Origin of the sequence: Nonomuraea zeae (genome assembly GCF_005889725.1) — a bacterium.
Taxonomy (GTDB): Bacteria; Actinomycetota; Actinomycetes; order Streptosporangiales; family Streptosporangiaceae; genus Nonomuraea; species Nonomuraea zeae.
Map to the genome: position 1 here is coordinate 1 of NZ_VCKX01000192.1, position 24,082 is coordinate 24,082.

The following is a 24,082-nucleotide window of genomic DNA, read 5'->3' on the forward strand; positions in this document are numbered from 1 at the left end:
GAACCCCGCCTGACGATAGAGACCGTGGAGAGCCCGTTGCCGAGAGATCGGCACGGCGGGTTCGGCGAGCGGCCTGGGGAAACGGACTGAGAGCAATCCCGGCACCGCGCCCCAGGCCGACTCAACACGCGGATGCGCGGCAACGCCTCACGGTCGGCCTTCTCGAACGCCCTCGCGCAGCGCCCGAGCTGGTCCTGGAAACCGCGTGAGAACCGCTCGGGGTGCCGGTGGTTTCCCTCCTGGTCGCCGAAGACCAGCGCATCGTCCCGGGCGAGTTGTAGAGCCATCCCGCCCCGTTCGCGCTTGTACGCCTTGAGTAACGCCACCGTGGCGGCGTCGATGTCGACCACGTGCGGCTTGGCGGTCTTGGTGTCACCCTCCTTCACGATGGCCCCCTCCCCCTTGACCCGCACGACGCCCACCGACCGGCGGACGCTGACCGTTCCGGCCTCCAGGTCGATGTGCCGCCAGCGCAGCGCGAGCAACTCGCCGCGGCGCATGCCGGTGTGCGCCAGCCGAGCGATCCTCAACCACGTCGATGAGAAGGCGCTCACCTCCGCAGCTGAGTCCGCCGGACTCAGGCTCGGCGCCATCCCGGCCGTGGCTGCGAACCGCCAGACCCCAACCGCGGCAGTTGCCCGGCATAGGCCCGAACTTGGCGACCCGGCTGTGGGACAGCGAACGCTGGAGCGCCGTCCCACGGCAGACTTGCGCCGTCGACGGCTGGGCTGGTGGGCTGGGCTGGTCGGCTGGGCGCTCACGATGCGGAGCCGGAGGGTTACGGCCGGGTTAGTCGGTGTCGGTTCTGGTCTGGAGGCCGAGATGGCGGAGTGCCCGCAGGAAGAGCGCCATCGAGCAGGTGAAGGCGAGCACGCTGATGACCGCGACGGTGATGGGGCGGACGAGCAGGTAGGTGCCGAGCGTGGCGGACAGCAACAGCCAGATGCTCACGGTGGCGTTCGCCAGGAGGACCATCGCCCACAGCAGGGTGAGCTGGACGAAGCAGCGGCGGATGCGCTCGTGCGCCATGACGGCCTGGGGCAGCCGGACGTATTCGCCGATCAGCTTGCCGACCAGCGGGCGGCGTAGCCGGATCGAGGCCAGGAACACCATGCTGAAGCAGATGGTGCCAAGCTCGGGTTGCAGGAAGTAGACGATGGCGCTGCCGCTCCAGGCCGCCAGCGCGACGCGGATGGTGATCGCGACGGTGGCCAGGATCATGCTCGGGGAAAGGGGGCGGCCACGCAGCCGCCGCCAGGCCAGGCTGCCGTAGGCCCAGGCGAGCACCGCGGCCAGGGCGCCGTTCAGGCCTAAGACGGCCAACGCAGCGTAGAACAGCGCGAGCGGGATGATGACCGCCTCCAGCAGTCGGGGTATAGCCTGCCTGGCCAGCGATTTCAGGCTGGGAAGAGCCACCGGCATCGGGCCTACTCGCGGATCAGTGGAAGTGGCTGCGGGCGGGCACAATCTGGTGCCGGTGCCGACCTGGATGGTGGCCACGACATCCCCCAAAGACCCGAAGACGCCTTGGCCGAGTGTGCTGCGAGCAGCCAGGCGCCCGAGCATCCATCGCGGCTCACCGCCTCAGGCCGGCAGCCGGACACCCTTCAGTCAACGCCCGTCGCCGCCGTGTGGATACGGGCGAAGTCAGCAAGGCTCATCGTCACCGCCGATCACCGACACCCGCCTGGCGCCCAAGGGATTGAGTGCCGGTCAGCGCGGGGCCGTCGCGGATCTCCAGCGCCGGGAGGGGGCAGCAGGTGCAGCCATGGCCCTGGCAGCGGCGGCAGCCGCAAGGTCTGCCCCTCCCCGGCGATCGCCGGGGAGGGGCGTGTCCGGTACGTAGGTGACGAAGCCGCCCGGCGCGATCACCGCTTGGCGCCGCTGGCGTCGGGCATGCCCGCGGCAGGCGCATGCCACCAGTTAGGGAGCCGCTCGGGCCGATGAGGTCGTCTAGCCTGGTTCGGTCTTGCGCCAGCGTGCCTCGAAGCAGGAGTAGACACCGAAGGTGACCAAGCCGAGCGCGACGGCAACCAGCAGCCAGGGGCTCAGGGGTGTCAGCGTGAACTTGCGCAGCGCCCCGTCCAGCCCCTGCGCCTTGTCAGAGTCGAAGGTGGCGCCGGTGATGACGAGGAACACGCCGAGGACGGCGAACACGCTGCCACGCGCGAAGATGCCGACGAACCCCAAAACCTTGACGGTGGCGCGGGTGCGCGCGCCCATGTGCGCCATGTGCAGGTTCTCGGTGAACTTCCTGCGGACGGCTTCCACGATCATGCTGATGCCCACCGCCACGACGCCGAGGCCGATGAGCAGGACCAGCCACCGGCCACCCGGATAGCTCATCAGCGTAGCGGTGGCGTCCTTGGACTGATTGTTGCCCGAACGCCGGCTCCCGACGCCGAGCAGGAAGACGACGATGCCGATGCACAGCGCGATGTAGACGATGGCGCGCCCCAGTGAGGCCAGCCGCTTGACGACCGTTCTGCCGTTCGGGCTGGCCTGCCCGTAGACCACCTCGGCCAGCCGCCACAACGCCAGCCCGGCGAAACCGATGGCGACCAGCCATAAAGCGATGAATCCGCCGGGGTAGGCGACGACGGCATGCATCGCTCCTGAGGCGTCGGCCGCCTCACCGCCGACGCCCATGCCGATCTGTACCGCCAGTACGCCGATGAGCAGGTAGTTGACACCACAGGCCACGAACCCCGCCCGGGCCAACCACTCCAGCCATCGGCTTGAGGCCGCCTGGCGGCCCGCGGACTTGGCCCCGCTCTTCACCGTCATCACAGCCTCCAGGAGTGATCGGTTGGTCGGTCGGTTAGTCGATCAGTGCTTTTCGTAGCTGGCTAAGGACGTTGCGCAGGATGCGGGAGACGTGCATCTGGGAGATTCCGAGCTCGGCGGCGATCTCGGCTTGGGTGTGGTTGCCGTGGAAGCGCAGCAGCAGGATGTTCTTCTCGCGCGCGGGCAAGGCATCGATGAGCGGTTTTACGGACTGCGTGCCGACGATGGTGTCCAATGCTTCGTCGGTGCAGGGCAGGACGTCGGCCAGGCTGACGCTACGGCCGCCACCGCAGTCGCGGTTATCGAGGGGGGCATCCAGCGACAGGGCGCTGTAGGCGGCCGAAGCGTCCAGCGTCAGCAGGACTTCCTCCTGCGACAGGCCCATCTCGGCCGCCAATTCGGCGACGATCGGCCGGCGGCCCAGTGCCTGGCTGAGGTCGGCGGACACCTTGGTCAGCTGCGAGCGGCGTTCCTGGTGGACGCGGGGAACCCGGATGGCCCACGCGCGGTCCCGGAAATGCCGTTTGACCTCGCCCGCCATGGTGACGGCCGCATAGCGGCGAAAGTCGTGGCCGAGGCGGACGTCGAACCGGTTGATGGCTTTGACCATGCCGACGTAGGCGGCCTGCAGGAGATCTTCCATGGGTTCGCCCCGGTTGCGGTAGCGGCGCGCGAGGGACTTGGCCATCCAGGCGTGGGTTTCCACCAGCCGCTCGCGCAGCCGGGCCTCGTGCGACTCTGGGATGTGCGGCCGGGCCATTTCGGTCAGGAGTTCTTCGGCGGTCATCTGCTCCAGAGGAATGTCCAGGACGGCCATCTGTTCTTTCCTTTTGTTCCGGTGCCGTGCAGCGCCCTCCAGCCGCCCACCAGCTGGGCGGTGGACGAGGGCGGCCAAGCCGGCGGAATGTGCAGCACCGCCGGCGTCGGCGTTGCCCCTGGTCGAAGAGGACCTGGTCAGACGGTGTTGCCGGCTGTGCGTCGTCGTTGCTGTGGTCATCATTGTCGCGCGTGTCAACGGGTACGGGCCGGAGCGGCGGTGTGTCGGCGAATTCGTCGAGCCGCTCATCAAGGCGTTCGGGGTCGTTGCGGAGGTCCATGTCGCGTCACCTTTGCTGGGAGCCGTCGGCGAGTGCTGGTTGCTCCTGGCGGGCTTCGGCCGGTTGAGGGTGGTGCCCGTCGCCGTCGCTGTTGCCGAGGAGTTCCTCGAACAGGACGCGGTAATGCACCATGGCTTGGCGCAGGTCCTCGGTGGAGGCCTCGCCGGAGGTGGCGCGTCTGCTGATCTCGTGGGCTTGGCGGGTAGTGGTGCAGGGTACGGCCGTGCACCGACAGGTCCGCGAGTTGCTGCTCGAAGTTTCGGTGGGGTATCCGCGCTCGGCCATGGCGGCCGTGACCAGTTCGTCGGCCTCGGTGACGGCGGGACCTGGGGCGTCGACGAACCGCTCTTGGAGGTTGATCCATTGCTGGGCGTAGCCGATGGCCAGCGCCAGGACCACCGCTATGGCGACGGCCACCCAGGCCATGGCCATGATGGACATGTCTGCCTCCTGCAGATGTCGATGCCTTCGTGCGGGCCGGCGTGGGCGGGGGCAAAGGCAGCGGGCCGGGACGTATATCGACGGTCGGGGCAGGCCGATACCGGCGTGCCGACCGATCCTGACCGCCGCCCATCCAGGGCGGCCACGGGCGGACCGTACCGCCCGGCTTCAGAAGACCGGGGGATGCGGTCTCCGATACGGTCTTGGCGCTTCTCCTCTTTCAGAGACGATCGTCCAGGGCCCGGCGGATACCACCCTGCCTGCCGGCGCCCGGTCATCGATGCGGCCGTCGATGATCTCCTGGCGCCACCGAGCATCAGGATGACGCCCACGATGCGCAGGTCGAAGCCGGCCACCGAGCCGTCGGCCAGGGCGAAGGTGAGGATCGCGCCGACGACGACCGCGATGGCCGCGGCGACGGGCATCACCCCCTACCCCCACGGCAAGAAACATGAGCTCCAGGGTGAGCTGCGGGGTGGGCTGGGGCGCGGTCATCGGCGGCCGGCCCAGCGGCCCGAACGGCGGCCAGTGCGGCCAGTGCGGCCAGTGCGGCCAGTGCGGCCAGTGCGCCGGCCAGTGCGCCGGTCGGTGATCAGGTTGTAGGCGAGCAGCAGGACTGCCGCGCCGGCGATGGCGCATACCCAGGTGGACAGGTTGAAGAAGCCCTGGACACCCGAGACGTGGAACACCTGGGTGGCCACGAAGCCGCCCAGCAGCGCACCGGCGACGCCGAGTACGAGGGTGATGATCAGACCTTGCTGGTCTTTTCCGGGGACCAGCATTCTGGCCACCAGTCCAGCGACCAGTCCGAGGACGATCCAAGCGATGATGCCCATGGCCTACTCCTGTGGCGGTGCATCGATGTCTGCGCGGGATCGGTCTTCCGGACCGGTCGAAGCAGGAGGCCGGCCGGTTGCCGGCGGCGACGGTCGAACTCGCCCCGAGCCAACACTCCCGCGTCAGGGGCGGAAACAGGCGATCGGTGAAGGATTCATCTCCAGGACCGATCACCAGGGAGGAAGGGGCTGCGTGGCGCGGCCAGCGTTGAGCCCGGCGAGTCACAAGGGATCACCGCTGCGGCGGCGTGGGCTGGCGGAGCATCTTCGCTGGGCGGTGGCCGGGTGGGCCGGGCGGCGGGTTGCAGCCAGCCGAGCTGCTGGGCTAGTTGCCGGGCGCTGGTGATGACAGCGGCGACGTGGGGGGAGGGGTTGGCGTCGCGCCACAACAGTGACCACGGGTAGTGGGTGACGGGTTCGGTCAGGGGCCGCCAGAGGGTGCCCGGCCGGTTGGAGCTGCGGGCGGAGGAGGGGACGCAGTGCACGCAGCGGTGCTGGAGCACGAGGTCGGCGGCGGCCCGGCTGCTCTCCACGGTCCCCTCGTAGATGGCGGGAGGGAAGCCGGCCGAGCGGCACAGCTCGAGGACGAACTGGTTCAGCTCCGGCGTCTGGCTTTCTTCGCCGAGCAGCAGGAGTTCGCCTGCGAGAGCGGCGGCGGGTACGCCCGCCAGGCCGGCGAAGTGGTGATCCTCGGGGACGAGTACGCCGAGGGGATCGAGCCTGATCAGCTTGGAGGTCACCTCCTGCGGGGCCTGGGAGGCATGCCCGATGCCGAGGTCCAGGCGGCCGTCGGCCAGTTGCCGGTACTGCTCCAAGGTGCCCGCTTCGACCTGGTGGATCGTGACATCCGGATGGGCGCGCTGGAATCCGCGCAGGATTTGCGGCATCGAATCGTAGCCGGCATCGACGATGCCAACGCGAAGCGTCGGCGTTGCGGCGACGGCGTCGCGCGCGACTCGCGTGGCCCGGCTTACGTGGTCGAGGATCTGGCGCGCCTCGATGAGGAAAGCGGCCCCGGCCGGGGTCAGGTCGACGTGGTGGGTGCTGCGATCCAGCAGCCGCACCCCCACCTCTCGCTCCAGCCGCTGGATCTGCTGGCTCAGCGCGGACTGCACGATGTGCTCACGCGCCGCCGCCCGGCCGAAATGCAGTTCCTCGGCCAGCGTCACGAAGTAGCGCAGTTGACGCAGTTCCATGCCCGCCACCCCTCCCTGAACCCGGGCGGCGCCGATATGAACCGTCTTCCTGCACTGTAGACCCTCGGACGGCTTCGACAGCCCCGGCGCTACTTGCTGGGCTGGGCAGGAGCGATGGCCGGGGCGGCGGATGGCGCATCGCGGGGATGGACTTGCCGAGGGTTCGCCTCCCCGACTCGCTCTGGAGCTGATGTCGGCTGGTCAACGCGATCACAGACATGGCAGCGCGAGGACTGGGCAAGAGGGGGGGCGATCCGGCCACACCCGCCGAGAGGTCTCGCCGCCCTCACCCTGCTGTCATCTGGCCGGCACCTGGCCGGTGATCGCTGGTGGTGATAAGCCTGGCTCACATCGGTGATTTCCGCTCCGGCGAGCCTGCTGGATGATTCAGGTTACTGCTCGCACGACACCGCTCACGCTGGCACCCTCGCAACGTGTTCATGCCGCCTCAAGCCCGCGGCCCTCTTGTCTCGCACTCCCTCGTAGGAGCCCGGAGCCCGGCATGAACGCCACGGATACCACCAATGCCCCCGCACCCGAGATCACAGCCGTGATCGCAGCCATGACCGAATCATCAGGGATCGCGCCCACCCCGATCACCGATGCCGGCCAGTTCCTGCGCATCGTCCCGCTCGCCGACCGTGCGGGCCTGCGGATCGCGGGCGAGCTCGACCACTCCACCCTGCCCGACCTGGCTCGGGCGCTGGCCTCGATGGCGCGCGGCGGCGCCGGCTTCTGCATCGATCTGAGCGGCCTGGCGTTCATCGACACCGGCTGCCTGCGCGCCCTCGTCGGTGCCGCCGCCGCGCTCCACGACGGCGGCCGTGACCAGGTACTGACCCTGCGCTCGGTGCCCCCACAGGTGCGACGCCTGCTCAAGCTCACCGGCTGGCGCCAAACGCCCGGTCTTCACCTCCAGGCATCGGCGCGGCCAGGCTGACCCACGCCTTGCCCAGCTCACTCATGAGTCCACCGGCCCTGGGGCTGGGCACGCTCGGTGTGGTGCCGCTGGCCACCTGCGCAGCACGGTCACCGCCTTCATTCGACCTCATCGCGGAGCCTTATCGCCGCGAGGACAGCATCAAGCCGCTGCCCCCGATCGGAGCACCTCATGACCACCCTCCGCCCCCACCTCGGGGCAGGTCTGTGGCTCATCCCTGCCAGCGCCAACCGTCCTGCACCAGCGCGGCGAGCTGGACCTCGCCACCGGCGAGGCGGTGCGCGCGAACGCTCGCTGCGCGCCTTGCGGGGCAGGCCCAGCCCAGGCGCGGGAGATGCGCTTCTCCGGAAATCCAGCGGCAGGAGCTGTGCTCGGGCGCACGCCCCCAGACGATCACAGGGTTGGGGTTCACGTTCTACCCGGCCAACGGTGCCCGGCGTTCACCTGCCAACGTCCCGCAATGAGGACCGAAGCCCATCGACACCGACCCTCCGGCCCAGATGCCCAGGCGGCGAAAGCAGTCTGCTGGAGATGCGGGAAACCTCCTACGAGCAGCACGAAAGGAACTGATCATGGCTACCACCAAAGGGCAGCAGCCCGCCCCCGTCATGAACGACCCGCGCGCCGGGACGGCGCCCCGGCCCGTCGACTACGTCTGGGCCGCCGCGCGGATCGGCATCGGCTGGATCTTCCTGTGGGCCTTCCTCGACAAGACCTTCGGCTGGGGACTGGCCACGCCTGCTGGCAAGGCCTGGATCTCCGGCGGGAGCCCGACCACCGGCTTCCTCAAGGGGACCGGCGAGAACGCGCTCGGCGTCTTCTTCTCCAGCCTGGCCGGACACCTCTGGGTCGACTGGCTGTTCATGCTCGGCCTGCTCGGCATCGGGGTCGCTCTGATCCTGGGTGCGGGTATGCGGATCGCCGCGGTCACCGGCGCCGTGCTGCTGGTCTTCATGTGGGCTGCCGAACTGCCGCTGGCCAACAACCCGTTCTTGGACGAGCACCTCATCTACGCCATCGTCCTGGCCGGCCTGGCCCTGGCAGGTGCCGGCGACACCTTCGGCATCGGCAGGATGTGGGGTCGTACCGCACTGGTGCGCTCCTACCCGGTGCTGAAGTAACCGCCGGCGCGCGGCATCGCCCGGCACCTCCGAAGCACTCTTACCGACCTGAACACCGCCGCGACGCGCACAGATCAACCGGATCAAGACCAGCGCCTGATCGGAGCACCACATGACGACCCTCTACTCCCGCGCCGGGGCAGGTCTGTGGCTCATCCCCGCCGCCGCCAGCGTCGTGCGCCTGCGCGGTGAACTCGACCTCGCCACCCGCGAGACGGTGCGCGAAAGCCTGCTGCGCGCCTTGCGGCACAGCACCGGCCTGCTCATCCTCGACCTGTCCGGGGTGTCGTTCTGCGACGCCGCCGGGCTGGGCGTCATGGTCGGCATCCAGCATCAGGCCCGGTCCCTGGGTATCACCCTCGGCCTGGCCGCCCCCGGCCCACACCTGGCCAGTGTGCTACGCCTCACCGACCTGGACCGCAGCTTCCCGATGTACGGCATCACCCCCGGCACGAGTACGGGCAGCATCAGGTCCGGCCCCGTGGCAACGCGCTGAGAATTCGTGCGCCTATGTCTGTTCTCCCCGCCGGCAGCGCGACGACCGCCCTGCCTCGCCCCCATCTACCCGCCGCGGCAACAGCCGAGCTGGACCGGCTACGCCATCAGGTGCTCCAAGAAGCCCGGATCCAGGCCGCCGCGATCCTCGCCCAGGCCCGCACCGACGCCGAGCAGATCATCACCTCGGCGCAGATCGCCGCCTCGGCCACGCTGCAACACGCGCGGAGCCGGCGCGTGCCGCGGCAGCAGGCCATAGCGGGCCAGCCGGGCCAGAGCACGCAGCCGTCGCCCACACCCGCCCACAGCAACGCCGACGGCGACGGCCCCGCGCCGATCATGGTGCTCAACGACCGCTGGCGCATCTACGCACCCTTGAACGCCGACGCCAGCGCCATGGCCACCTTGTACAAGGCGTACGAACTCGCCGACCCCGCCGCCACCGTCGTGGCCAAGGTGTTCCACCAGGCCAACAGCGAGCCCCAGCGGTTTCGCACCTTCCTGCGGGAAGTACGGAGCATGCGCCTGCACGACCCGCACATTGGGCAGATCCTCGACTCCGGCCAGGACCGCAGCTCCCAGGCGGTCTACCTCATCTCGCCCCTCTACCAGCCGGGCAGCCTCCACCTCCACCTCCAGCAGCGGGCAGGCACCGGCGTCTCGCTGAAGTGGAGCCTGTGGGTCCTGGACCAGGTACTAGCCGGGCTGCAGGCCGCCGCCGCGAGCGACATCATCCACCTGGACATCAAGCCGCAGAACATCGTGCTGGACGGCCTCACCAACATCAGGATCATCGACTGGGGAATGTCCCAGCTGCATCAGGCGGGCAAGAGCGTCTCCACGGTGTCCCCAGGCGGCACCAAATGGTTCGCCAGCCCCGAGCAGCTCGGCGTCACCGACGCCGCCCCCAGCGGCCTGTCCGACCTGTACGGCGTCGGCGCCCTGGCCTACTGGCTGCTGACCGGCCTGGCGCCGCTGCGACGCGAGCTCGAAACCGCCGTCGGCACCGACGCCGACCTGCTGCAGGTCCGCCACCTGATGCAAGCCGGAACCCGGCCCGAACGCGCCGATCGCCTCACCCCGGACGTACCCGAACAGATGGGCCTGCTCATCGACCAGTGGCTCAGCTACACCCCTGCCGACCGCATCCCGCACGGACTGGATCCGACCGCAGCGCTCGACTGGGCGCGGACGGCCTTGGGCTCCTTGAGCGTGCAGAGACAGCAGTGCTAGGAGACGGACCGGCGCAGGTCTGCTCTGGCGATCCGCTCGACGAAGATCGGAACGAAGTCACGGATCGGCCGCCCATCGAAACGGTGGTGGGCCGCCACCACCGCAGAACGTACCCGTTCAGCCGAATGGCTGCGGGCGAAGGCTCCAGCCAACCGCGCCTTCAGTTCATCCACCGCCAGGTGTTCACGTCCGGCGACATCGATATCCATGTGCTCTCCCACGAAGGTGGTTGGAAGTCGTATCTTGCCGAGCACCGCGGGGCCTGCTCACCGCCGCCTGGCTAGTCCTCGTTGTGTGTTGTCCGCGGCGGGTTGGCCGTTGCCTGGCGGCGCAGGTCGATGATCGGCTGGAGCAGCCACAGCCAGCAGGTCGCCAGCGCCGCCGCGGCACCGAACACGATGGCGAGCCAGTTGCCGAGCACGACCTCGGCCACCAAAGCCATCGCGGCGGTGACCGCGACCGCCAGTGATACGGCGCCGGCCAGGCCCAGCTCGTTGGCGCGATGCACGATCTTCTCCTTCAGCCCGGTACGAAACAGCAACCGGTGCTGAACAGCGGGCGTGATGAAACAGACCGAGGCGGTCGCCGACCCCGTCAACGCGACGAAGAACAGCCAATGGCCCGAGGTGTCCACCTTGGCGAAGCCGCTCTGGAACGGCATCGCCAGCAGAAAGGCGAACAGCACCTGCACCCCGGTCACCATGACCCGCAGCCCTTGAAGAAGTTCGGACAATTCACGGTCGATGCGTTCCTTGTGGCTTTCGTCGGCGCTGCTCTCCTCGGCCGTCCCTGCCGAGGAGCCGCCATCGGTGGGAAGGCGGCTTTGGCTCTCTTGATGAGGTAACGCCATCGGTCTGATACCTCCGTGAGTTTCGTGGCACGGCCACGGGAGTGGATCCATCGCTCGTGTTCCGGCTCGCGGCCTCCTGAGCGCCTGTGGCCTACCGGCGGGGACCCGCGCCTCCGTGTGGGAGTGTCAGGGGTGGTCGAGCGGCAGCCCGGACCCGGAGGGGCCGCTGATCGCCGCCGATGAGGTCGTCGAACAAGGCGTGATAGTGCGTCATGGCCTGCCGCAGTTCCTGGATCGACACCCAACCGTCCCCGGCGCGCCCGCTGATCTCGTGAGCTTGGCGATAGTGCTCCAGGGTGCGACTGTGTCGCAGTGACAGGTCGGAGGCCTGCTGCGCGAAGTCCTCGGTGGCGTATCCGCGCTTGGCCATGACGGCTCTTACCAGTAGATCGGCCTCGCTGACCGCGGGGCTCGGCTCGTTCACGAAACGCTCCTGCACCGCGGCCCACCTGTCGGCATAGCCGCGGCGTGCGTCGGGATCGAGCGGCTGGATGTCGAGTGGGCCTGATCGCATTCGACGGGCTCGCAGCTCACGCTCGGCCGCCCTGCGGGTGACCGCGGCGGCAACCGTGCGCTCGTAGGCGGGGCCGAATCGCTCGCGCAGGCGACCTCGACGCCTCCGCAGCAAGTAGAAGCCGACGGCCGGCACCACCACCATCACCCCGACGATGACGGCCACCCACATTACGGTCTCGGTGGACACGACCGCCTCCGCCCGCTATCGCCGGCGCATCCCACCCGAAGACGGGTAACCGGACACTGTCAGTCAACGCCGTCTGCCAGGAGACGGATATGGGCGTTCGGAGCAAAGCTCATCGCCGGAGCCGATCACAGCTCACGCCCCCTCGGCGGGCTGAACTGTCGCCTCAGCCCAGGACAGGCACCGTGGCTCCGTCCAGATCATCCCTGACCCGCGCCTTGCTTCATACCGTGCAGGGTCTTTGAGAAGGTGTCTTCGATCCGTCGGTAATCCACGTGCGGATCAGGCCGCCTGGGTCGAGTCGGGCCGATGTCTGGTCCAGGCCCGGGCGGCCTTCCTGCGGGTGAGTCTCCGGCTCATGAGCGTGATGGCGGCCATGGTCAGGTGGGCTTCGCTATGGGCGGGCTTACGCTCGAAGTCGATCACGTTGCGGCGGGCGTTCATCAGCCAGCCGATGGATCGCTCGACGATCCAACGACGGGCGAGCACTTTGAACCCGATCTGACCAGGCCGTTTAGTTACGATCTTCAGGGTGAGGCGCAGGAAACGGCGGGCCCACTCCACCAGCGTCCCGGCGTAGGCGCTGTCGCCCCAGATCAGGGTGAGCTGAGGGTGCAGCATCCGCAGCCGGGCCAGCAGTTCCCGTGCGGCGTCGCGGTCGGGGTTGCCCGGCTGGCGTGACCATGACCATCATGAGCAGGCCGAACGTGTCCACGACCAGGTGACGCTTCCTTCCTGCCACCCGTTTCCCGGCATCATAGGAGCGAGAACGCCCGGTCACAGTGGCTGCAGCGCGCACCGACTGAGAATCGATGATGCCGGCGACCGGGTTGGGGCAGCGCCCAGCGCGCAACCGGATGGCGCGGCGAAGCTGATCACGGATCCCGTTGAAGACCCAGGCCCTGGCCCAGCGGCTGAAGAAGCCGAAGATCGCCTGGTAGGGCGGGAAATCCGATGGCAAGGCCTCCATTTCGCCGCGTTGCCGGTGATGTACCTGATCGCATCGAACACGTCGCGGCGGTGATGCTTCTCCGGGCGGCCGCCCGTTCGGGTCTGGCAGGCGGGTGTCGGAAGAAGTGGTTCGATCAGTGCCCATTCTTCGTCGGTGGTGTCGGAGGGGTAGCGGCGGGGACGCACGTCGATCACACCCCCGCCTTGTTGACCAGGTTCAGCGCCGTCTGGACCACGTTGAGCTGGCCCAGCACCAGCTTGATCCACTCATCCTCCGGCGTGAGTGTCGCATGAGGTGCAACCGTCGCTGACAGAAACCGACTGATCCGGGTCAGCTCGGTGCGCAGTCGCGCGCGTTCGTAGGCGATCCAGTCGACCGGCGTCGACGCGAACGCGTATCCACCGGCATAGGTCCAGATCAGCGGGGTCAAGTGGGCCATCGCCGAGACCTCGCGGACATAGAGGACGCCCTTGCGCACCTGATAGAGGCTCAACCCGGTGGCGGCGACCAGCTGCTGCGCGGTCAGACCGGCCGGGCGGGCCTCCAGCAGCGCCAGCCGCACCTGTTCCCCGCAGACGTTGGCCGCCAGGCCCCTGGAGGACATGGTCTACTCGCCGCGCAGCAACCGAGCCAGGCTCTCATCAAGGCTCACGTCCCCCGACTCAATGGCCGCCTCCAGCCAGTCGGCTGTTGCCCGGACGCGGGCCACGTTACGCGCCACCGCGGCGCACTCGTCGCCGGTGAACTGATGGTCGCGGAGCCCCGGCAGAGTCCGGCCGACCGAGGCCACGAACAGGGAGCACGCCCCGATCAGGTCGAGGAAGTCGCGGCTTCGCTCGATGCGGGGCAGGGCGGGCGTGCGCTGCCGTGCCACCTGGCCAGCCTGCTGGGCGTGCTCGACCTGCGCCCGGTTGACCATGTGCTTGGCCAGGTCGTCGCGCATGGACCGGTCGGCCACCTGGGGCCGGCGCAGCAGATCGGTGGCTACCCGCACGGCGACCTCCTCATCGCGGGCCAGGTTGTGGATCCGTTCGACCCTCTGCTGCACCGAGGCGGTGTTGACGAGCTTCTGGTCCACGGCCTGCTTGGCGGCCGTGTCGGTCCACCGACGGGTTCCGGTGCGGTTATCCAGCGGAGGGTTAGCGATGCGCGCCCACCGCTCCTCATCGTCGCGGATGGAAGCCAGCGTCTTGTGAATGTAGTACGGGGACCCCTGCCTGGCGGTGCTGGGCCGGCCAACGGGAGGCCACCCAGCGGTGGGTCTCCAACGTCTTTACCGGGATGGCCAGGTCGTCGGCTAACAGCTGCAGCGATTCCAAGACGCCGAACAGCGCCTCGCCCTGGTCCGCGTGCGCACCGCCGTGCGGCTGGATCGGTTCGAGCTCCAGCGCCAGATCGCCGAGCTGGAATTGGGAACGGGTTTGGAACTCGACCAGCTCCCGGCCGCGGGTGACGATCTGGTCGTAGCGCTCCTGGGTGACGTGCCCGATCATGGTCGGCATGGTCCGCTCTCCCCTCGCATGAGACGTACGGGACAACGGCATGATGCGGACCACCAACACATAGCATGCGCTTGATCACGAGACGTGACAATCCCTGGCAGACAAGGTCTTTTCGCTTCACTCCGAGCGCGATCCAAGATCTCTTAGGGGATCGAAGACACCTTCTGAAGCGGCCAATCTCTAGCGGACACGCCCGCTAGGTCTAGCGGCCCCGCTAGCGAGGGAGCCGCATCTTGACCTGGGGCCTAGCGTTCTAGCAGCCACATGCGAACGCCCCCGGACTGGCTCCAGGGGCGTTCACAGAGGGGGACGGACTGCTAGGGCTGGACTTTCCGCTTGCCCAGCGCCTGAGCGACATCGGCGCGAATGAAGCCCTTGCGGTTGCGACCCTTACCGGTGGCGTCGCGGCCCCAGGTGTCCTCCGTCCGGACGCCGTACTCCTTCAGTCGGGCCGTCAGAGTGGCGGTCTTGGCGTCGTCCTCCAGGTCCGTCCACTGGCCGTAGGCGTCGGGCCGGAAAGTCGCCAGCCGGTCCACGGCGGTGCTGTTCCAGACCTTCTCCTCCTTGGCCGTGGTCACGGTCAGGATGTCGGCCAGCAGGTCGTAGGAGGCCCGCTGAGGCGGCTGCTGGCCGATCGCCTGGCCCGACAGTCTTCCGGCCGCCTGGCGGAGCTGGTAGGCGCGCTGGGCGATCAGCTCTGAGGTAGGGCCGTCCAGGTACGCCGACCGGACAATGATCGGGTCCTCGGCGATGCCGACCGCCCAGGAGATCCCCTTGTCGTTCAGGGTGAACATGGTGGCCTTGATCCCGGCCTGGTGCGTGCCCGTGCCGAGGATCATGTCGTTCTCCTGCCAGCCCATCACCCGCAGGCAGATCCGAATGCCCGCGTTCGCGCTGATGGCCTTGGGCAGACTGTCCTTGTCCGGCCGCTGGGTGGCCAGGATGAGGATGATCCCGAGGGCAGGGCCGCGCTTGATGATCGCGGTGGCGTACTTGGCGGCCTCCTCGCCGTACTCGTCGTCGGCGAACAGCTCCTGGCACTCGTCGATCGCGACCACCATCGGGTGCAGCCCCAGGTCCCTGCGGACCGCCAACTCGGGCGTGACCTTGAACTCAGGCGCCTGATGGCGCGGCAGGCTGTCGATGACCTCCGCGCGCCGGTCCAACTCGGCGCACACCTCGGCCAGCGAGGCGACGCAGGCGGCCTTGGCCGAGTCGGTAGCGCCCTTGGCGTAGTGGTGGGCCACCTTCTCCAGCGCCGACAGGTCGCCGGTGCACTTGAGCTCGAACAGCCGCAGCTCGGCCAGCGGGTCCAGGGCGCAGGCCAGGAGCAGCACCCGCAGCGCGAACGTCTTGCCGTAGCGCGGCATGGAGCCGATGAGCACGTTGGCGAACATGAGCAGGATCGACACCGGCCGGCCGCGCTGGTCGTTGCCGTACGGGATCGGGTCGAACAGGCTGACCTGGCCCGGCTTCAGCAGTGGCCAGGCCGGCTGCCAGGCCTTGCGCATCTCCTGATCTCCCACCCACAGCACCAGACGGCCCGGGTGCTCCTCCGACACCGGCTCAGGCCACACGCACCCCAGCGCGCGGCGCAGGCCGGAGGCGAGCTTGTCGCGCTTCTCCAGCACCTCCCCCACCGTCACGCCGAGCGGGAGATCGACCTCGGCCCGCCAGCCGGGCCCATCCCGCATGATCGGGGCCGGGAAGGTGATGCCGCGCCCGTTCTTGCCGAGCGCCTGGTTGATGGCCGAGATGCCGAGCGAGCCGAGCGCATCCATCACCTGGCCACTGGTGAGTTTGCGCACCCGGGTGGGGATGACCGCCCGGTCCAGGAGCGGCTGGTCGGCGGGCGAGCCGATCATGCCCGCCACGGCGATGAGCACACCGAGGATCGCCCACTGGACCCAGGTCGGCGCGGCCACGGCGACGAAGATGCCGACCAGGACCGCCGTGATCGCGCCCACCAGAAGCGTCCACAAGCGTGCCTTGACCCGGTCGTCACGCTGCCGGGACAGCGCCAGGTACTCCGCGGCCTCCTCCTTGGTGGCCGCCGCCCGGCGTACCGGACGGCCTTCCAGGTCGAACAGCCAACGCACCAGCGCCGCCAGCAGCCGCCAGGCGCCGGCCGGAGAGCGGGCCGCGAGCTTGGCGGCGTCCTTCGGGGCGCGCAGTGTGTGGTAAGCCAGCACGTAGCCGGTGTGCTCGGCCCGCCACTTCAGCACCTGCAAGGCATCCGCCCGCGACCGCAGCCACACCGGGACCAGCGGCGCCCGCTCCTGACGGCGCGCGGCGAGCTCAGCGAGCAGGTCCATCGGTTCAGGCTGGTGCGGCTGATCAACGAGGACCACGGCGCCCTCAAGGACACCTTCGTCCGCCTCTGGAACCTCGGGGGCGGCCTTCTGCGGCGCAGTCCCAGTGGCGAGGCGTACGTCCTCGTCCTGGAGGGCGATCACCATGCCGCCATGCATCTCCTCAGTGGCGGTCATGCCCGCACCTCCGTCCGAGTGACCAGCGAGCCGAGGATCTCGGCGTGTACGGCGAGCGCCTCGATGACGACCCGCGCCCCAGCGACTGCGTGCCCGGCCAGGCGGCACAGATCGGCCAGGATGAGCAGCACGACCACCACGGCGACGCGCGCCACCGTGAAGGCCGTGCGGCCCCATCCGGCGCGGCGCATCGTCGCCCACATCTGCCCGGCGCTCCGGGCGTCCGCACTCGCCTCCCGCGTGACGCACAGCAGGAACACACCCACACACATGCCGGGGATCAGGAAGGTCGTCATCACGCCGCCTCCGCCTGGCTCGTGCCGGTCGGCTCGACGCCACTCAGCCACGGCACGGCGGTCTCCGAGCCTGGCGTCTCGACCTCTCCCGCGTCGGCCGGCTGAGCCCGCTCCTTGTCCACCTCGGCGATGATGTCCTCGGCCTCGCGCTGCTCCAGTCCCCACCGGTTCATCAACGGGCGGCGGCCGAGGCGCTGCTTACCCTCGCCGAGGCTGTCGATGTAGGCGAGCCGTGCCGCCTCGTACCGGTCGGTGGGCAGGACCGGCACCTCGTGATCCACCTCGACGACGGTCTCGATCGGCTGGCACACGTGCTCATCCGCAGGGATCTCGGCGGAGGGTTGGCGGGTGTTGCGGACGATCCACATGAGCAGTTCGTAGGCGCCCGCGAACGCCAGCGGCACCAGGGCGCTGACCAGGCGCGATCCGAGTCCGCCGGACCAGCCGCGCCACGTTCGCGGCCAGGGTCACCGCACCGCCCAGGGTGAGAGAGACCCAGGCGAGAACTGGCACACCGATCCGGCGGCGCGAGCAGTAGACCATCACCAGCGAGGCCATGACGATCACACCATCCGACATCGCCGGATAGAGCACGGCCATGTCGCGCCGCTCCCCCTGAACGATGGCCAGGCCGTAGAAATGGTGGGACGAGACGTACGCCGCCGCCCCGGCGACGGCCAGCAGGACGGCCACCGCGAAACCGAGGATGACCCGGTCTCCGAGTCGGCCCGCGCCAGTGTCCACCGGCCGCTCAGCGACCGGCACGGCACGCGGGCGGCGGTGACGGAATGGGTTGGTGAAGAAGCGCCGGATGCGCTTCGGCTGCATCTCGTCGGCGGGATTCGCTTCCTCGCCGATGGTGGGTGTGGAAGGGTGATGGCTCATGGCCTGGCTCCTGGTTAGGTCAGGTGGCTGGGTCTAGGCCGAGGTCCGGTGTTAGAGTCACCGCCCCCGGCCGCCTAACTACCGCTGGGTTGGCGGGCCAGCGGGGTCATCTCGTGAGACATGCGGCTGGACGGTTCCCGGCCTTGGTGGACACACCGACCGAGCGGGCGCGTACCGCAGGAGACCGGGACCCCAATCGGGCAGCGACGCTGAGTCGTCTCTCCGCCCTCGCCGTTGCGGGTCCTCAACCTGCGCCAGGAGGCGCTCTCGTCCGATCCCCCGCGTGATACTTCGGCTGATACCGCCGCCCGTGTTCCCGGATGTTCCCGGTTGCCTCCGGGAAGATCAGAAACCAGCGTACGAGCAGCTCAAGATGGGTGCGGATGCCCGCACATGTACCCCGGTGCCCCCATGATCCTGGGAGTTCAAGTCCCCCCTCGGACACCAGCTTCACAGTAGGCGCCAGGTCACTGACCTGGCGTTTTTACTTTCTCTTGGCTATGAGGGTTCAAGTCGAGGCGCCTCTAGCCCCAGGTCAGGCGCATGAGGGTTCATCTCCCTCTCCGAACATACGGGCAGGCCCATGGCCTCCATCACTACTCGCCCGGCCCCAGCGCGGACAGGGTAGGGCGACGTGCCTCAACCCGCCCCCTTGCTCTTCAACATTAGTGTTGCATTACTGATGCACTCGACGGGTAATCTGGATGCATGAAGACGTTCCCTTTCAGCGCGCTGGCTCGTGACCGCAACGAGGTCTTTCCCGAACTCGACGTCGCCGACGTGCTACTCGAGCGTCGAGACGCCGAAAACGTCTGGCTGGTACGCGACGAACGCTACCAAGCAGCCCGTGCCGCTCTCCTCACGCTGGCCCGATCTATGACCATCGTGGCCCGCTCCAATCGGGTCCTGGCAGAGGAGGCCCTGGCCGAGGACCTCCCATGGCTGATTTGGCTTCCGGAGCACGAGCGGCTGCAGTGTGTCCGCGAACTTCTCGCTCACCTGCTGGCCGGAGCGGACACCGGAGAGCTCCTGCCCTATGCCCGGGCACGCCGGTCATGGACTTCCACCGCTCTGGCCTGGAGCGACCCCGAGATCGCTCGCGACCTTGCCAATCCGTTCGACGGCAGCGGCGGGCAGTCCATTGACGGTGCTGGGTGAGCGGCCGCCGGGTCGACGACCGGCAACACCCACCTGTCCGGATCGCTGGGCACCGTCAAGCACGACAACCGTAATCTGGAGCAGTGGTAGTACGAGGTCACCTCTGGGGGCCGCATCTGGTACGCCATCGACGACCCCGAAACGACCATCTGGCTCACGAGGGTCGCAGCCGGCCACCCCAAGGCATCCGAACGACGAAACCGCTAGCCACCACGGAGCCGACGGCGTCGAGAGAGACCGGTGACCGAATCTGGATGATCCACAGCATCCGTCCCTCCTATTTGCACGGCCCAGTCGGCCTCGCCCACGGCCGTCGCAACGAGTGGTCACTGGCCTCCGACCGCGCGGCCTACCTGCCCACCCGGTCAGAAGTCAGCCCGGTCGAGGGGTGTGATGGACTGGAGCATGCCCAAGAGCCGCGGCCGCCGCAAGGCCACCAATAGCAAACCGGTCCGTCGTTCGCCCCTCCCGCCGCGCCGATCAGACTTGCTGTTGCGGGATGCCCGGCAGCTCACCGGCCTCGCCGACCCGCTGATCGCCGAAACCTGGGCCAGCAACTGGCTCGGCCAGGCATGGGTGAGCGCGGAGCTGAGCGAACGCGAGCCCGAGCATCGGTTGTGCATGGAGGTGACCGGCCGGGCATCCACCACGCCCTCGCCGCACGGCCTGGCCGCCATCGCCGCGCTGGCGCGGGTCGCGCCCGCCACCGACCTCGCCATGCTGGCCGAGACGATCGACATCCTGCAAGAGACCCAGCCGCTGCCGCCCTGGCACACCGCCGCATCCGCGGACACGGCATGGACCGCGACGTCGGCGTGGCGAGCGGTAGACGTATGGGACAGCGAGAACGTGCTGCTCATCGACTACGACGGCGCCCATCCCCACACGCTGATGGCCCAGGTACTCAAGCCCGGGGGGCTGATGATCGGCAAAATCGCGATCCTGGAACCCGGCGCCGCCGCACAGTGGGACCAACAGCACGGATCCGACGAGGTCCCCATGCCGATCAGCCAGGCTCCGGCGCCCGAGGTGCTCGCCGACCTGGCCGACGCACTGCGCACCACCGATATCACCTGGCCGCGCAACGACGACGAGGATTTCGTCGACAATCGGGCGCTGGCCTGGTCCCGCTGCCGCGACCACCTGCCCGGCTGGCCCGAGCGGGACAGCCTGCCCGAGGCCGAACGCGACCGCTTGATCCAGCAGTTCACCACCACCCACGATCGCGACGACGAGGTGAGCAGGTCGCTGGCCGAGCTGTTCCTGGACTACGGCGAGGGCTATATCATCTCCGGCCCGCTGGCCTGGAGCCCGGACGAGGTCATGCTGCTGCTCACCGACTGGCTGCCCCGCAAGGCTGTTCTCGATGCCGCCCAGCGCGCGGCCCTTCCCGACGTCCTGCGCCGGTGGCTGGCGTACGCCCTCGACCAGCGCGGCGTCGATCCCCGCTGGATCACCCCTGTAGTCGACGCCGTCGACACCCATCTTCGCGAGTTCGCCCGGGCGTTCGATGACGACACCTCCTGGGGCCCTGCCAAGCAGATCGCCGCCGCCCTCACCGACCGTGGCATCGACCTCACCGATCGGGAAGCCGTCGACGATGCCATCCGCGTGCTCAACGCCGAACAACTCGCACGCCGCCTCCTCCCCTGATCGGTTGACGGCACAGCCGACCAAGGTGGTCTCCGGCATCCGCGAACGGCCATCCGGGATGCCTCACCGGAGCGCCCTCTCCGCGCGATAATTTTGGTTTCGCGGCCAAGGAGGGGTTGCATGTCCGGCATGGCTCGTGAACGACTTGCCGAGTTGCTCGCCACGACGGCGGAGCGCGCCGCGTCGAGCGTCCATCGGAAGCTTCCCAAAACCGAGCTGTCGGTGGCGGTCGATGGAGTCGGCCCGCTGCGGTTTCCCGTCTCCGATGAGCAAGCCGTCCTGTTGCGCGGGCTCGGCCACCGTGCCCGGTTCGGGCGGGGCGAGCAGACCCTGACCGATCCGGAGGTGCGCGACACCTGGGAGATTCCCAACGAGCTGGTGCGCGTCGAGTGGACGGACGCGTTCGCGGCCGTTCTCGACGGGATGCGCGCGGAGCTGGGGTTGCCGCCACACTGCCGGCTCACGCCGGAGCTGCACTCCATGCTCCTGTACGAGACCGGGCAGTTCTTCGTCGCGCACCAGGACTCCGAGAAGGACGACGCCATGGTCGCGACCCTGGTGGTGACGCTGCCGTCCGCGCACACCGGCGGCGAGCTCGTCGTCGAGCATCAGGGCCAGACCAAGACATACCGGGGGCTGAAGACGGCGGTCTCGCTGGTGGCCTTCTACGCCGACTGCCCTCACCAGGTTCTTCCCGTCACAACGGGCAACCGGGTCACCCTCACCTACAACCTGCTCCTGGCGGGAGACACCCAGGCTGCGATGGCCGGGAATCCGCCGGTCAGCGAGCTCGCGGCCGGTCTTCTCGCGCACTTCGCCACTCCGGTCGTCCTGCCGTACAGCTCTCGCAAGGGGGATCCGCCGGCGCGGCTGGCGTACCTGCTCGATCAGGAGTACACCGCCCGCGGGCTGAGCTGGTCCCGGTTGAAGGGCTCCGACGCCTCGCGCGGCGCCCTTTTGCGGGCCGCTGCGGAGCAGGCGGGTTGCGAGATCACGCTGGCCCTCGCGGAGATCCAGGAGACGTGGGACGCCTACGATGCCGACGAGGATGAGGACGGGTGGTACGGCGAGTATGAGGACGAGAACCCCGGCGACGACGAGGGTTCGGGCAGTGCGGACGACAGGGATTACGTTCTTGAGGACCTGATCGAGACCTCCACCACGCTCGCCCACTGGATCGGCCCGGAAACAGGGCGGCTCGAGGGCATCTCGCTGGACCTCAGCGACGCCGAGGTGGCCTCGACGACCCCGACGGCCAAGATGACGGCCTACGCCTCGGAGTACGAGGGCTACATGGGCAACTACGGCAACACCCTGGACCGCTGGTACCGGCGGGCGGCGCTGGTCATCTGGCCACGGAGCCTGGGCTTCGCCAGCCGGGCCGAGGCGTCTCCGGAATGGGCACTCGGCGAACTCACCAGGCTGGCCCGCGCTGGGAAGATCGCCGAGGCTCGTGAGGCGGTGAGGTCGCTGAAGTCCTTCTGGCACGCCGCCGGCCGTTACCCCGGCCAGACCGAACTTCTCGGCAAGGCGCTGGAGGCGGCCAGGGAACTGGATGACGCGGAAATCGCCGCCATGCTGCTGCGGCCGTTCGCGTTGGAGCGGCTGGTCCCTCCTCACGGTCCGGCATTCGCGGCCCTGGCGGCGCACTACGGCGACATCTGGATCGACGGCCTGCTGCACGACTGGTCCGAAGGTTGGCGACCCGGCTCCTACGGCCTCGTCCAGGCGCCGCTGGAGTGGCTCGAGAACCTCCCCCGGCTGTGTGCCGCGCTCTCGGCGGAGGGGAGCCCGTCCACCGCGGCCGCCCGTCGCATCGTCGATTTGTCGTGGACGATGCTCGCGGGCCAGGTCGGTCCAGCGCTCGACGGGCCGCTCACCTCCCGACGAGAAGCATGGCTCACCACTTTGGGGGCACCCTGTTCCGGGATCATCGCGGCCGCGGCCCAACTCGGATCGACGAACGTGCTGAGGGACGCCCACAACCTCGCGCGGACAACCGGCGATCGGGCGCACGTACTGGCGATGGCCACGTTGCGCGCCGCCGGGGCGCACCGAGCGGGCTTCGGCGAGCTGGCGACCAGCTCTGCCGAACGGATCCGGGCAGCACTGTCACAACCGCAACGGGCGCCGGGCGACTGGTCGATTGTGCTGCCCGCCGGATGCGTGTGCGAGCTTTGCGAAGTGCTCGGCACGTTTCTCCGGCATCCTGAACGACGTGCTCTCGACTGGCCGCTCGCCAAGGACAGGCGCAGGCATGTCCACGCCCGGATAGATGACGCTGAGCTGCCGGTCCGGCACGAGACCAGACGGCAGGGCCGCCCGTACACCCTGGTACTGACCAAGACAGAAGCCCTCTTCGAACGCGAGCGCCTCACCCGCGAGCGCCACCAAGCGGATCTGGCTTGGCTCACCAATGAGTGGAAGGTCTCCACCTGACCCGTCAGGCCAGATAAATGTGATGTACGGGAATGGGGATGCCGGCAGGCCATGTGCGTCCGGTGGCGTTCAATCCTCGGACACAACCGATGGATTACGGGTCCTGGTCACGAGCAGACGTGACCAGGATTTTTTTGTTGTGACGGGTAATAGGTCAGCGACGTGCCACGGCGGCTTCCTTCGGCCACGCCCGCGACGGCGCATGTCCGTATCCATCAACCTGCTCGGCGACGACCAGCACGAGCTCGATCGGCTGATGAACGGGCTGCGCTCCCACCGCCGCCGAAACAGGTCGCCTGCGATCTTCTTCCAGGCGGCTCACCACTGAGTGGGTCACTTGGCGGCGAAGATCTGGGTCCAGTAGATCGCGCCGTCGGAGTCCTCGACCGCACCGACCCCGATGTAGGTGAACTTGCAGTTCACGATGGGGGCCTTGGTCCCGGAGGTGTTCATCCAGGACTGCACGACCGCGGCCGGGGTGCGCTGTCCCTTGCCGATGTTCTCCGCCCATTGGGTGCCGCCGGTGAAGCTGGCCTCCCTGACGCGATCCATGAAGGATCGGCCGTCGCGGGAGGTGTGCGAGAAGTAGTTGTGCTCCGCCATATCGGCCGAGTGGCCGTGGGCGGCCCGGTGGAGTTGCGAGTGGTGCTTGAGCGCCCGGCATCCCTTCTTCGCCCGCCGGGCATTGACCAGCCGCACGACCATGTTCTCCTGCGCCGTTCCCACTTTGGCGGCGCTGGATACGGACGCCGTGACAGCCTGCGCCGTGCTCACGGGCGCGGCGATCGTGGCCAGGGCGGCGGCTGCGGCAAATAACCCAAGGGGTCGGCGCACAGGAAATTCCTCCGGTTGCGGTAGACGCTGGACGGCTCCGCATTCTGGCGCGACATAGATCGATTTGTCATGTCTCGGCGATCACCGGGCACAGTGGCGTCGTGGGCGCGCAGTCGTTCGCCGACCCGGGGAGGCGGGATCGCCTTCACGCGCAACCGCTTCGGCGGGGGCGGGGGCG

Annotated in this window: 27 protein-coding genes and 2 pseudogenes; 8 read left to right on the forward strand and 21 right to left on the reverse strand. The window is 68.6% G+C overall.

Annotation, left to right across the window (positions count from 1 at the left end; translation table 11 throughout):
- The 7 genes from ETD85_RS64980 to ETD85_RS41885 form a co-directional block, all read right to left on the reverse strand.
- Positions 1–554 (reverse strand): tyrosine-type recombinase/integrase (locus ETD85_RS64980; RefSeq protein ID WP_206059195.1); only part of this gene is annotated, 554 nt, incomplete at its 3' end.
- Between the two features lie 235 nt (positions 555–789).
- Entirely contained in the window at positions 790–1,422 is a 633-nt protein-coding gene (locus ETD85_RS41860) for a VC0807 family protein (protein WP_138695389.1), read from the reverse strand.
- 531 nt (positions 1,423–1,953) lie between these two features.
- Positions 1,954–2,787, reverse strand: a complete 834-nt coding sequence (locus ETD85_RS41865; protein ID WP_138695390.1) for a DUF1206 domain-containing protein — start codon at positions 2,785–2,787, stop codon at positions 1,954–1,956.
- A gap of 34 nt (positions 2,788–2,821) precedes the next feature.
- Complete coding sequence (locus ETD85_RS41870; RefSeq protein WP_138695391.1) at positions 2,822–3,604, reverse strand: SigB/SigF/SigG family RNA polymerase sigma factor; 783 nt, start codon at positions 3,602–3,604, stop codon at positions 2,822–2,824.
- 286 nt (positions 3,605–3,890) lie between these two features.
- Positions 3,891–4,325 carry a hypothetical protein gene (locus ETD85_RS66220; RefSeq protein ID WP_240779769.1) on the reverse strand — a complete coding sequence of 145 codons (435 nt, stop codon included), beginning with the start codon at positions 4,323–4,325 and terminating at the stop codon, positions 3,891–3,893.
- A gap of 491 nt (positions 4,326–4,816) precedes the next feature.
- On the reverse strand, positions 4,817–5,161 hold the full coding sequence (locus ETD85_RS41880; protein ID WP_138695392.1) for a GlsB/YeaQ/YmgE family stress response membrane protein: 345 nt from the start codon (positions 5,159–5,161) through the stop codon (positions 4,817–4,819).
- 155 nt (positions 5,162–5,316) lie between these two features.
- Positions 5,317–6,357: a LysR family transcriptional regulator gene (locus ETD85_RS41885; protein ID WP_138695393.1), complete on the reverse strand. Its 1,041-nt coding sequence runs from the start codon at positions 6,355–6,357 to the stop codon at positions 5,317–5,319.
- Between the two features lie 562 nt (positions 6,358–6,919).
- On the opposite strand from ETD85_RS41885, the gene ETD85_RS41890 reads away from it, so the two are divergent.
- The 4 genes from ETD85_RS41890 (at position 6,920) to ETD85_RS41905 (ending at position 10,146) form a co-directional block, all read left to right on the forward strand.
- Positions 6,920–7,297, forward strand: a complete 378-nt coding sequence (locus ETD85_RS41890) for an STAS domain-containing protein (RefSeq protein ID WP_170247129.1) — start codon at positions 6,920–6,922, stop codon at positions 7,295–7,297.
- Between the two features lie 572 nt (positions 7,298–7,869).
- Positions 7,870–8,418 (forward strand): hypothetical protein, encoded by a 549-nt coding sequence (locus ETD85_RS41895; protein ID WP_379507280.1) that lies wholly within the window; start codon positions 7,870–7,872, stop codon positions 8,416–8,418.
- A gap of 112 nt (positions 8,419–8,530) precedes the next feature.
- Positions 8,531–8,914, forward strand: coding sequence for an STAS domain-containing protein (locus ETD85_RS41900; protein ID WP_138695395.1), 384 nt, complete (start codon positions 8,531–8,533; stop codon positions 8,912–8,914).
- A 14-nt stretch (positions 8,915–8,928) separates the two neighbouring features.
- Positions 8,929–10,146: a protein kinase domain-containing protein gene (locus ETD85_RS41905; protein ID WP_138695396.1), complete on the forward strand. Its 1,218-nt coding sequence runs from the start codon at positions 8,929–8,931 to the stop codon at positions 10,144–10,146.
- Here ETD85_RS41905 and ETD85_RS41910 read toward each other — a convergent pair.
- The 13 genes and pseudogenes from ETD85_RS41910 to ETD85_RS41955 all read right to left on the reverse strand — a co-directional run bounded on the left by ETD85_RS41910 (position 10,143) and on the right by ETD85_RS41955 (position 17,820).
- Complete coding sequence (locus ETD85_RS41910; protein WP_138695397.1) at positions 10,143–10,355, reverse strand: three-helix bundle dimerization domain-containing protein; 213 nt, start codon at positions 10,353–10,355, stop codon at positions 10,143–10,145. The genes ETD85_RS41905 and ETD85_RS41910 overlap by 4 nt on opposite strands.
- Before the next feature lie 71 nt (positions 10,356–10,426).
- Complete coding sequence (locus ETD85_RS41915) at positions 10,427–10,996, reverse strand: DUF6328 family protein (RefSeq protein WP_240779770.1); 570 nt, start codon at positions 10,994–10,996, stop codon at positions 10,427–10,429.
- A 91-nt stretch (positions 10,997–11,087) separates the two neighbouring features.
- Positions 11,088–11,699 carry an EF-hand domain-containing protein gene (locus ETD85_RS41920; protein WP_138695398.1) on the reverse strand — a complete coding sequence of 204 codons (612 nt, stop codon included), beginning with the start codon at positions 11,697–11,699 and terminating at the stop codon, positions 11,088–11,090.
- Positions 11,700–11,978: 279 nt separating this feature from the next.
- Positions 11,979–12,344 (reverse strand): annotated as a pseudogene (locus tag ETD85_RS64985) (transposase); the annotation flags it as partial.
- A 34-nt stretch (positions 12,345–12,378) separates the two neighbouring features.
- Positions 12,379–12,549: pseudogene (locus ETD85_RS67675) on the reverse strand (transposase); the annotation flags it as partial.
- On the reverse strand, positions 12,474–12,914 hold the full coding sequence (locus tag ETD85_RS67680) for a transposase (RefSeq protein WP_420847292.1): 441 nt from the start codon (positions 12,912–12,914) through the stop codon (positions 12,474–12,476). The gene ETD85_RS67680 and the pseudogene ETD85_RS67675, both read right to left, overlap by 76 nt.
- Entirely contained in the window at positions 12,839–13,252 is a 414-nt protein-coding gene (locus ETD85_RS41930) for a hypothetical protein (protein WP_206059199.1), read from the reverse strand. Before ETD85_RS41930 ends, ETD85_RS67680 begins: the two co-directional genes overlap by 76 nt.
- 3 nt (positions 13,253–13,255) lie before the next feature.
- Positions 13,256–13,846 (reverse strand): DUF6192 family protein, encoded by a 591-nt coding sequence (locus ETD85_RS65000; RefSeq protein WP_338087224.1) that lies wholly within the window; start codon positions 13,844–13,846, stop codon positions 13,256–13,258.
- Positions 13,812–14,150 carry a hypothetical protein gene (locus ETD85_RS65005; RefSeq protein WP_206059201.1) on the reverse strand — a complete coding sequence of 113 codons (339 nt, stop codon included), beginning with the start codon at positions 14,148–14,150 and terminating at the stop codon, positions 13,812–13,814. The genes ETD85_RS65000 and ETD85_RS65005 overlap by 35 nt, the downstream gene beginning before the upstream one ends.
- Before the next feature lie 317 nt (positions 14,151–14,467).
- Complete coding sequence (locus ETD85_RS41940; protein WP_138695399.1) at positions 14,468–16,639, reverse strand: FtsK/SpoIIIE domain-containing protein; 2,172 nt, start codon at positions 16,637–16,639, stop codon at positions 14,468–14,470.
- Positions 16,636–16,935, reverse strand: a complete 300-nt coding sequence (locus tag ETD85_RS41945; RefSeq protein ID WP_138695400.1) for a hypothetical protein — start codon at positions 16,933–16,935, stop codon at positions 16,636–16,638. The genes ETD85_RS41940 and ETD85_RS41945 overlap by 4 nt, the downstream gene beginning before the upstream one ends.
- Positions 16,935–17,246: a hypothetical protein gene (locus ETD85_RS41950; protein ID WP_170247130.1), complete on the reverse strand. Its 312-nt coding sequence runs from the start codon at positions 17,244–17,246 to the stop codon at positions 16,935–16,937. Before ETD85_RS41950 ends, ETD85_RS41945 begins: the two co-directional genes overlap by 1 nt.
- Positions 17,247–17,250: 4 nt before the next feature.
- Positions 17,251–17,820, reverse strand: coding sequence for a DUF2637 domain-containing protein (locus ETD85_RS41955; RefSeq protein WP_138695402.1), 570 nt, complete (start codon positions 17,818–17,820; stop codon positions 17,251–17,253).
- A gap of 708 nt (positions 17,821–18,528) precedes the next feature.
- Between ETD85_RS41955 and ETD85_RS41960 the strand changes: the two genes are divergently transcribed.
- The 4 genes from ETD85_RS41960 to ETD85_RS67035 all read left to right on the forward strand — a co-directional run bounded on the left by ETD85_RS41960 (position 18,529) and on the right by ETD85_RS67035 (position 23,398).
- Entirely contained in the window at positions 18,529–18,978 is a 450-nt protein-coding gene (locus ETD85_RS41960) for a hypothetical protein (RefSeq protein ID WP_138695403.1), read from the forward strand.
- Positions 18,979–19,383: 405 nt separating this feature from the next.
- Positions 19,384–20,631 (forward strand): hypothetical protein, encoded by a 1,248-nt coding sequence (locus ETD85_RS41965; RefSeq protein ID WP_138695404.1) that lies wholly within the window; start codon positions 19,384–19,386, stop codon positions 20,629–20,631.
- Between the two features lie 120 nt (positions 20,632–20,751).
- Positions 20,752–23,070, forward strand: a complete 2,319-nt coding sequence (locus ETD85_RS41970) for a 2OG-Fe(II) oxygenase (RefSeq protein ID WP_138695405.1) — start codon at positions 20,752–20,754, stop codon at positions 23,068–23,070.
- A 202-nt stretch (positions 23,071–23,272) separates the two neighbouring features.
- A complete protein-coding gene (locus ETD85_RS67035; protein WP_276617318.1) occupies positions 23,273–23,398 on the forward strand; it encodes a hypothetical protein in 126 nt (41 codons plus the stop codon).
- A gap of 5 nt (positions 23,399–23,403) precedes the next feature.
- Here ETD85_RS67035 and ETD85_RS41975 read toward each other — a convergent pair whose 3' ends face one another.
- Positions 23,404–23,904: a CAP domain-containing protein gene (locus ETD85_RS41975; protein ID WP_138695406.1), complete on the reverse strand. Its 501-nt coding sequence runs from the start codon at positions 23,902–23,904 to the stop codon at positions 23,404–23,406.
- Positions 23,905–24,082: the final 178 nt, after the last annotated feature.

What these genes read in the sequence shown, in the direction of transcription:
- ETD85_RS41945 (WP_138695400.1), bottom strand. Translation starts at nt 16,935, where the DNA reads ATGACGACCTTCCTGATCCCCGGCATGTGTGTGGGTGTGTTCCTGCTG.
- ETD85_RS41895 (WP_379507280.1), top strand. Translation starts at nt 7,870, where the DNA reads ATGGCTACCACCAAAGGGCAGCAGCCCGCCCCCGTCATGAACGACCCG.
- ETD85_RS41930 (WP_206059199.1), bottom strand. Translation starts at nt 13,252, where the DNA reads ATGTCCTCCAGGGGCCTGGCGGCCAACGTCTGCGGGGAACAGGTGCGG.
- ETD85_RS41915 (WP_240779770.1), bottom strand. Translation starts at nt 10,996, where the DNA reads ATGGCGTTACCTCATCAAGAGAGCCAAAGCCGCCTTCCCACCGATGGC.
- ETD85_RS41860 (WP_138695389.1), bottom strand. Translation starts at nt 1,422, where the DNA reads ATGCCGGTGGCTCTTCCCAGCCTGAAATCGCTGGCCAGGCAGGCTATA.
- ETD85_RS41870 (WP_138695391.1), bottom strand. Translation starts at nt 3,604, where the DNA reads ATGGCCGTCCTGGACATTCCTCTGGAGCAGATGACCGCCGAAGAACTC.
- ETD85_RS41970 (WP_138695405.1), top strand. Translation starts at nt 20,752, where the DNA reads ATGTCCGGCATGGCTCGTGAACGACTTGCCGAGTTGCTCGCCACGACG.
- ETD85_RS41880 (WP_138695392.1), bottom strand. Translation starts at nt 5,161, where the DNA reads ATGGGCATCATCGCTTGGATCGTCCTCGGACTGGTCGCTGGACTGGTG.
- ETD85_RS41910 (WP_138695397.1), bottom strand. Translation starts at nt 10,355, where the DNA reads ATGGATATCGATGTCGCCGGACGTGAACACCTGGCGGTGGATGAACTG.
- ETD85_RS66220 (WP_240779769.1), bottom strand. Translation starts at nt 4,325, where the DNA reads ATGTCCATCATGGCCATGGCCTGGGTGGCCGTCGCCATAGCGGTGGTC.
- ETD85_RS41885 (WP_138695393.1), bottom strand. Translation starts at nt 6,357, where the DNA reads ATGGAACTGCGTCAACTGCGCTACTTCGTGACGCTGGCCGAGGAACTG.
- ETD85_RS41865 (WP_138695390.1), bottom strand. Translation starts at nt 2,787, where the DNA reads ATGACGGTGAAGAGCGGGGCCAAGTCCGCGGGCCGCCAGGCGGCCTCA.
- ETD85_RS67035 (WP_276617318.1), top strand. Translation starts at nt 23,273, where the DNA reads ATGTCCGTATCCATCAACCTGCTCGGCGACGACCAGCACGAGCTCGAT.
- ETD85_RS41900 (WP_138695395.1), top strand. Translation starts at nt 8,531, where the DNA reads ATGACGACCCTCTACTCCCGCGCCGGGGCAGGTCTGTGGCTCATCCCC.
- ETD85_RS41960 (WP_138695403.1), top strand. Translation starts at nt 18,529, where the DNA reads ATGAAGACGTTCCCTTTCAGCGCGCTGGCTCGTGACCGCAACGAGGTC.
- ETD85_RS65005 (WP_206059201.1), bottom strand. Translation starts at nt 14,150, where the DNA reads ATGCCGACCATGATCGGGCACGTCACCCAGGAGCGCTACGACCAGATC.
- ETD85_RS41955 (WP_138695402.1), bottom strand. Translation starts at nt 17,820, where the DNA reads ATGAGCCATCACCCTTCCACACCCACCATCGGCGAGGAAGCGAATCCC.
- ETD85_RS41905 (WP_138695396.1), top strand. Translation starts at nt 8,929, where the DNA reads ATGTCTGTTCTCCCCGCCGGCAGCGCGACGACCGCCCTGCCTCGCCCC.
- ETD85_RS41890 (WP_170247129.1), top strand. Translation starts at nt 6,920, where the DNA reads ATGACCGAATCATCAGGGATCGCGCCCACCCCGATCACCGATGCCGGC.
- ETD85_RS41965 (WP_138695404.1), top strand. Translation starts at nt 19,384, where the DNA reads ATGCCCAAGAGCCGCGGCCGCCGCAAGGCCACCAATAGCAAACCGGTC.
- ETD85_RS41940 (WP_138695399.1), bottom strand. Translation starts at nt 16,639, where the DNA reads ATGACCGCCACTGAGGAGATGCATGGCGGCATGGTGATCGCCCTCCAG.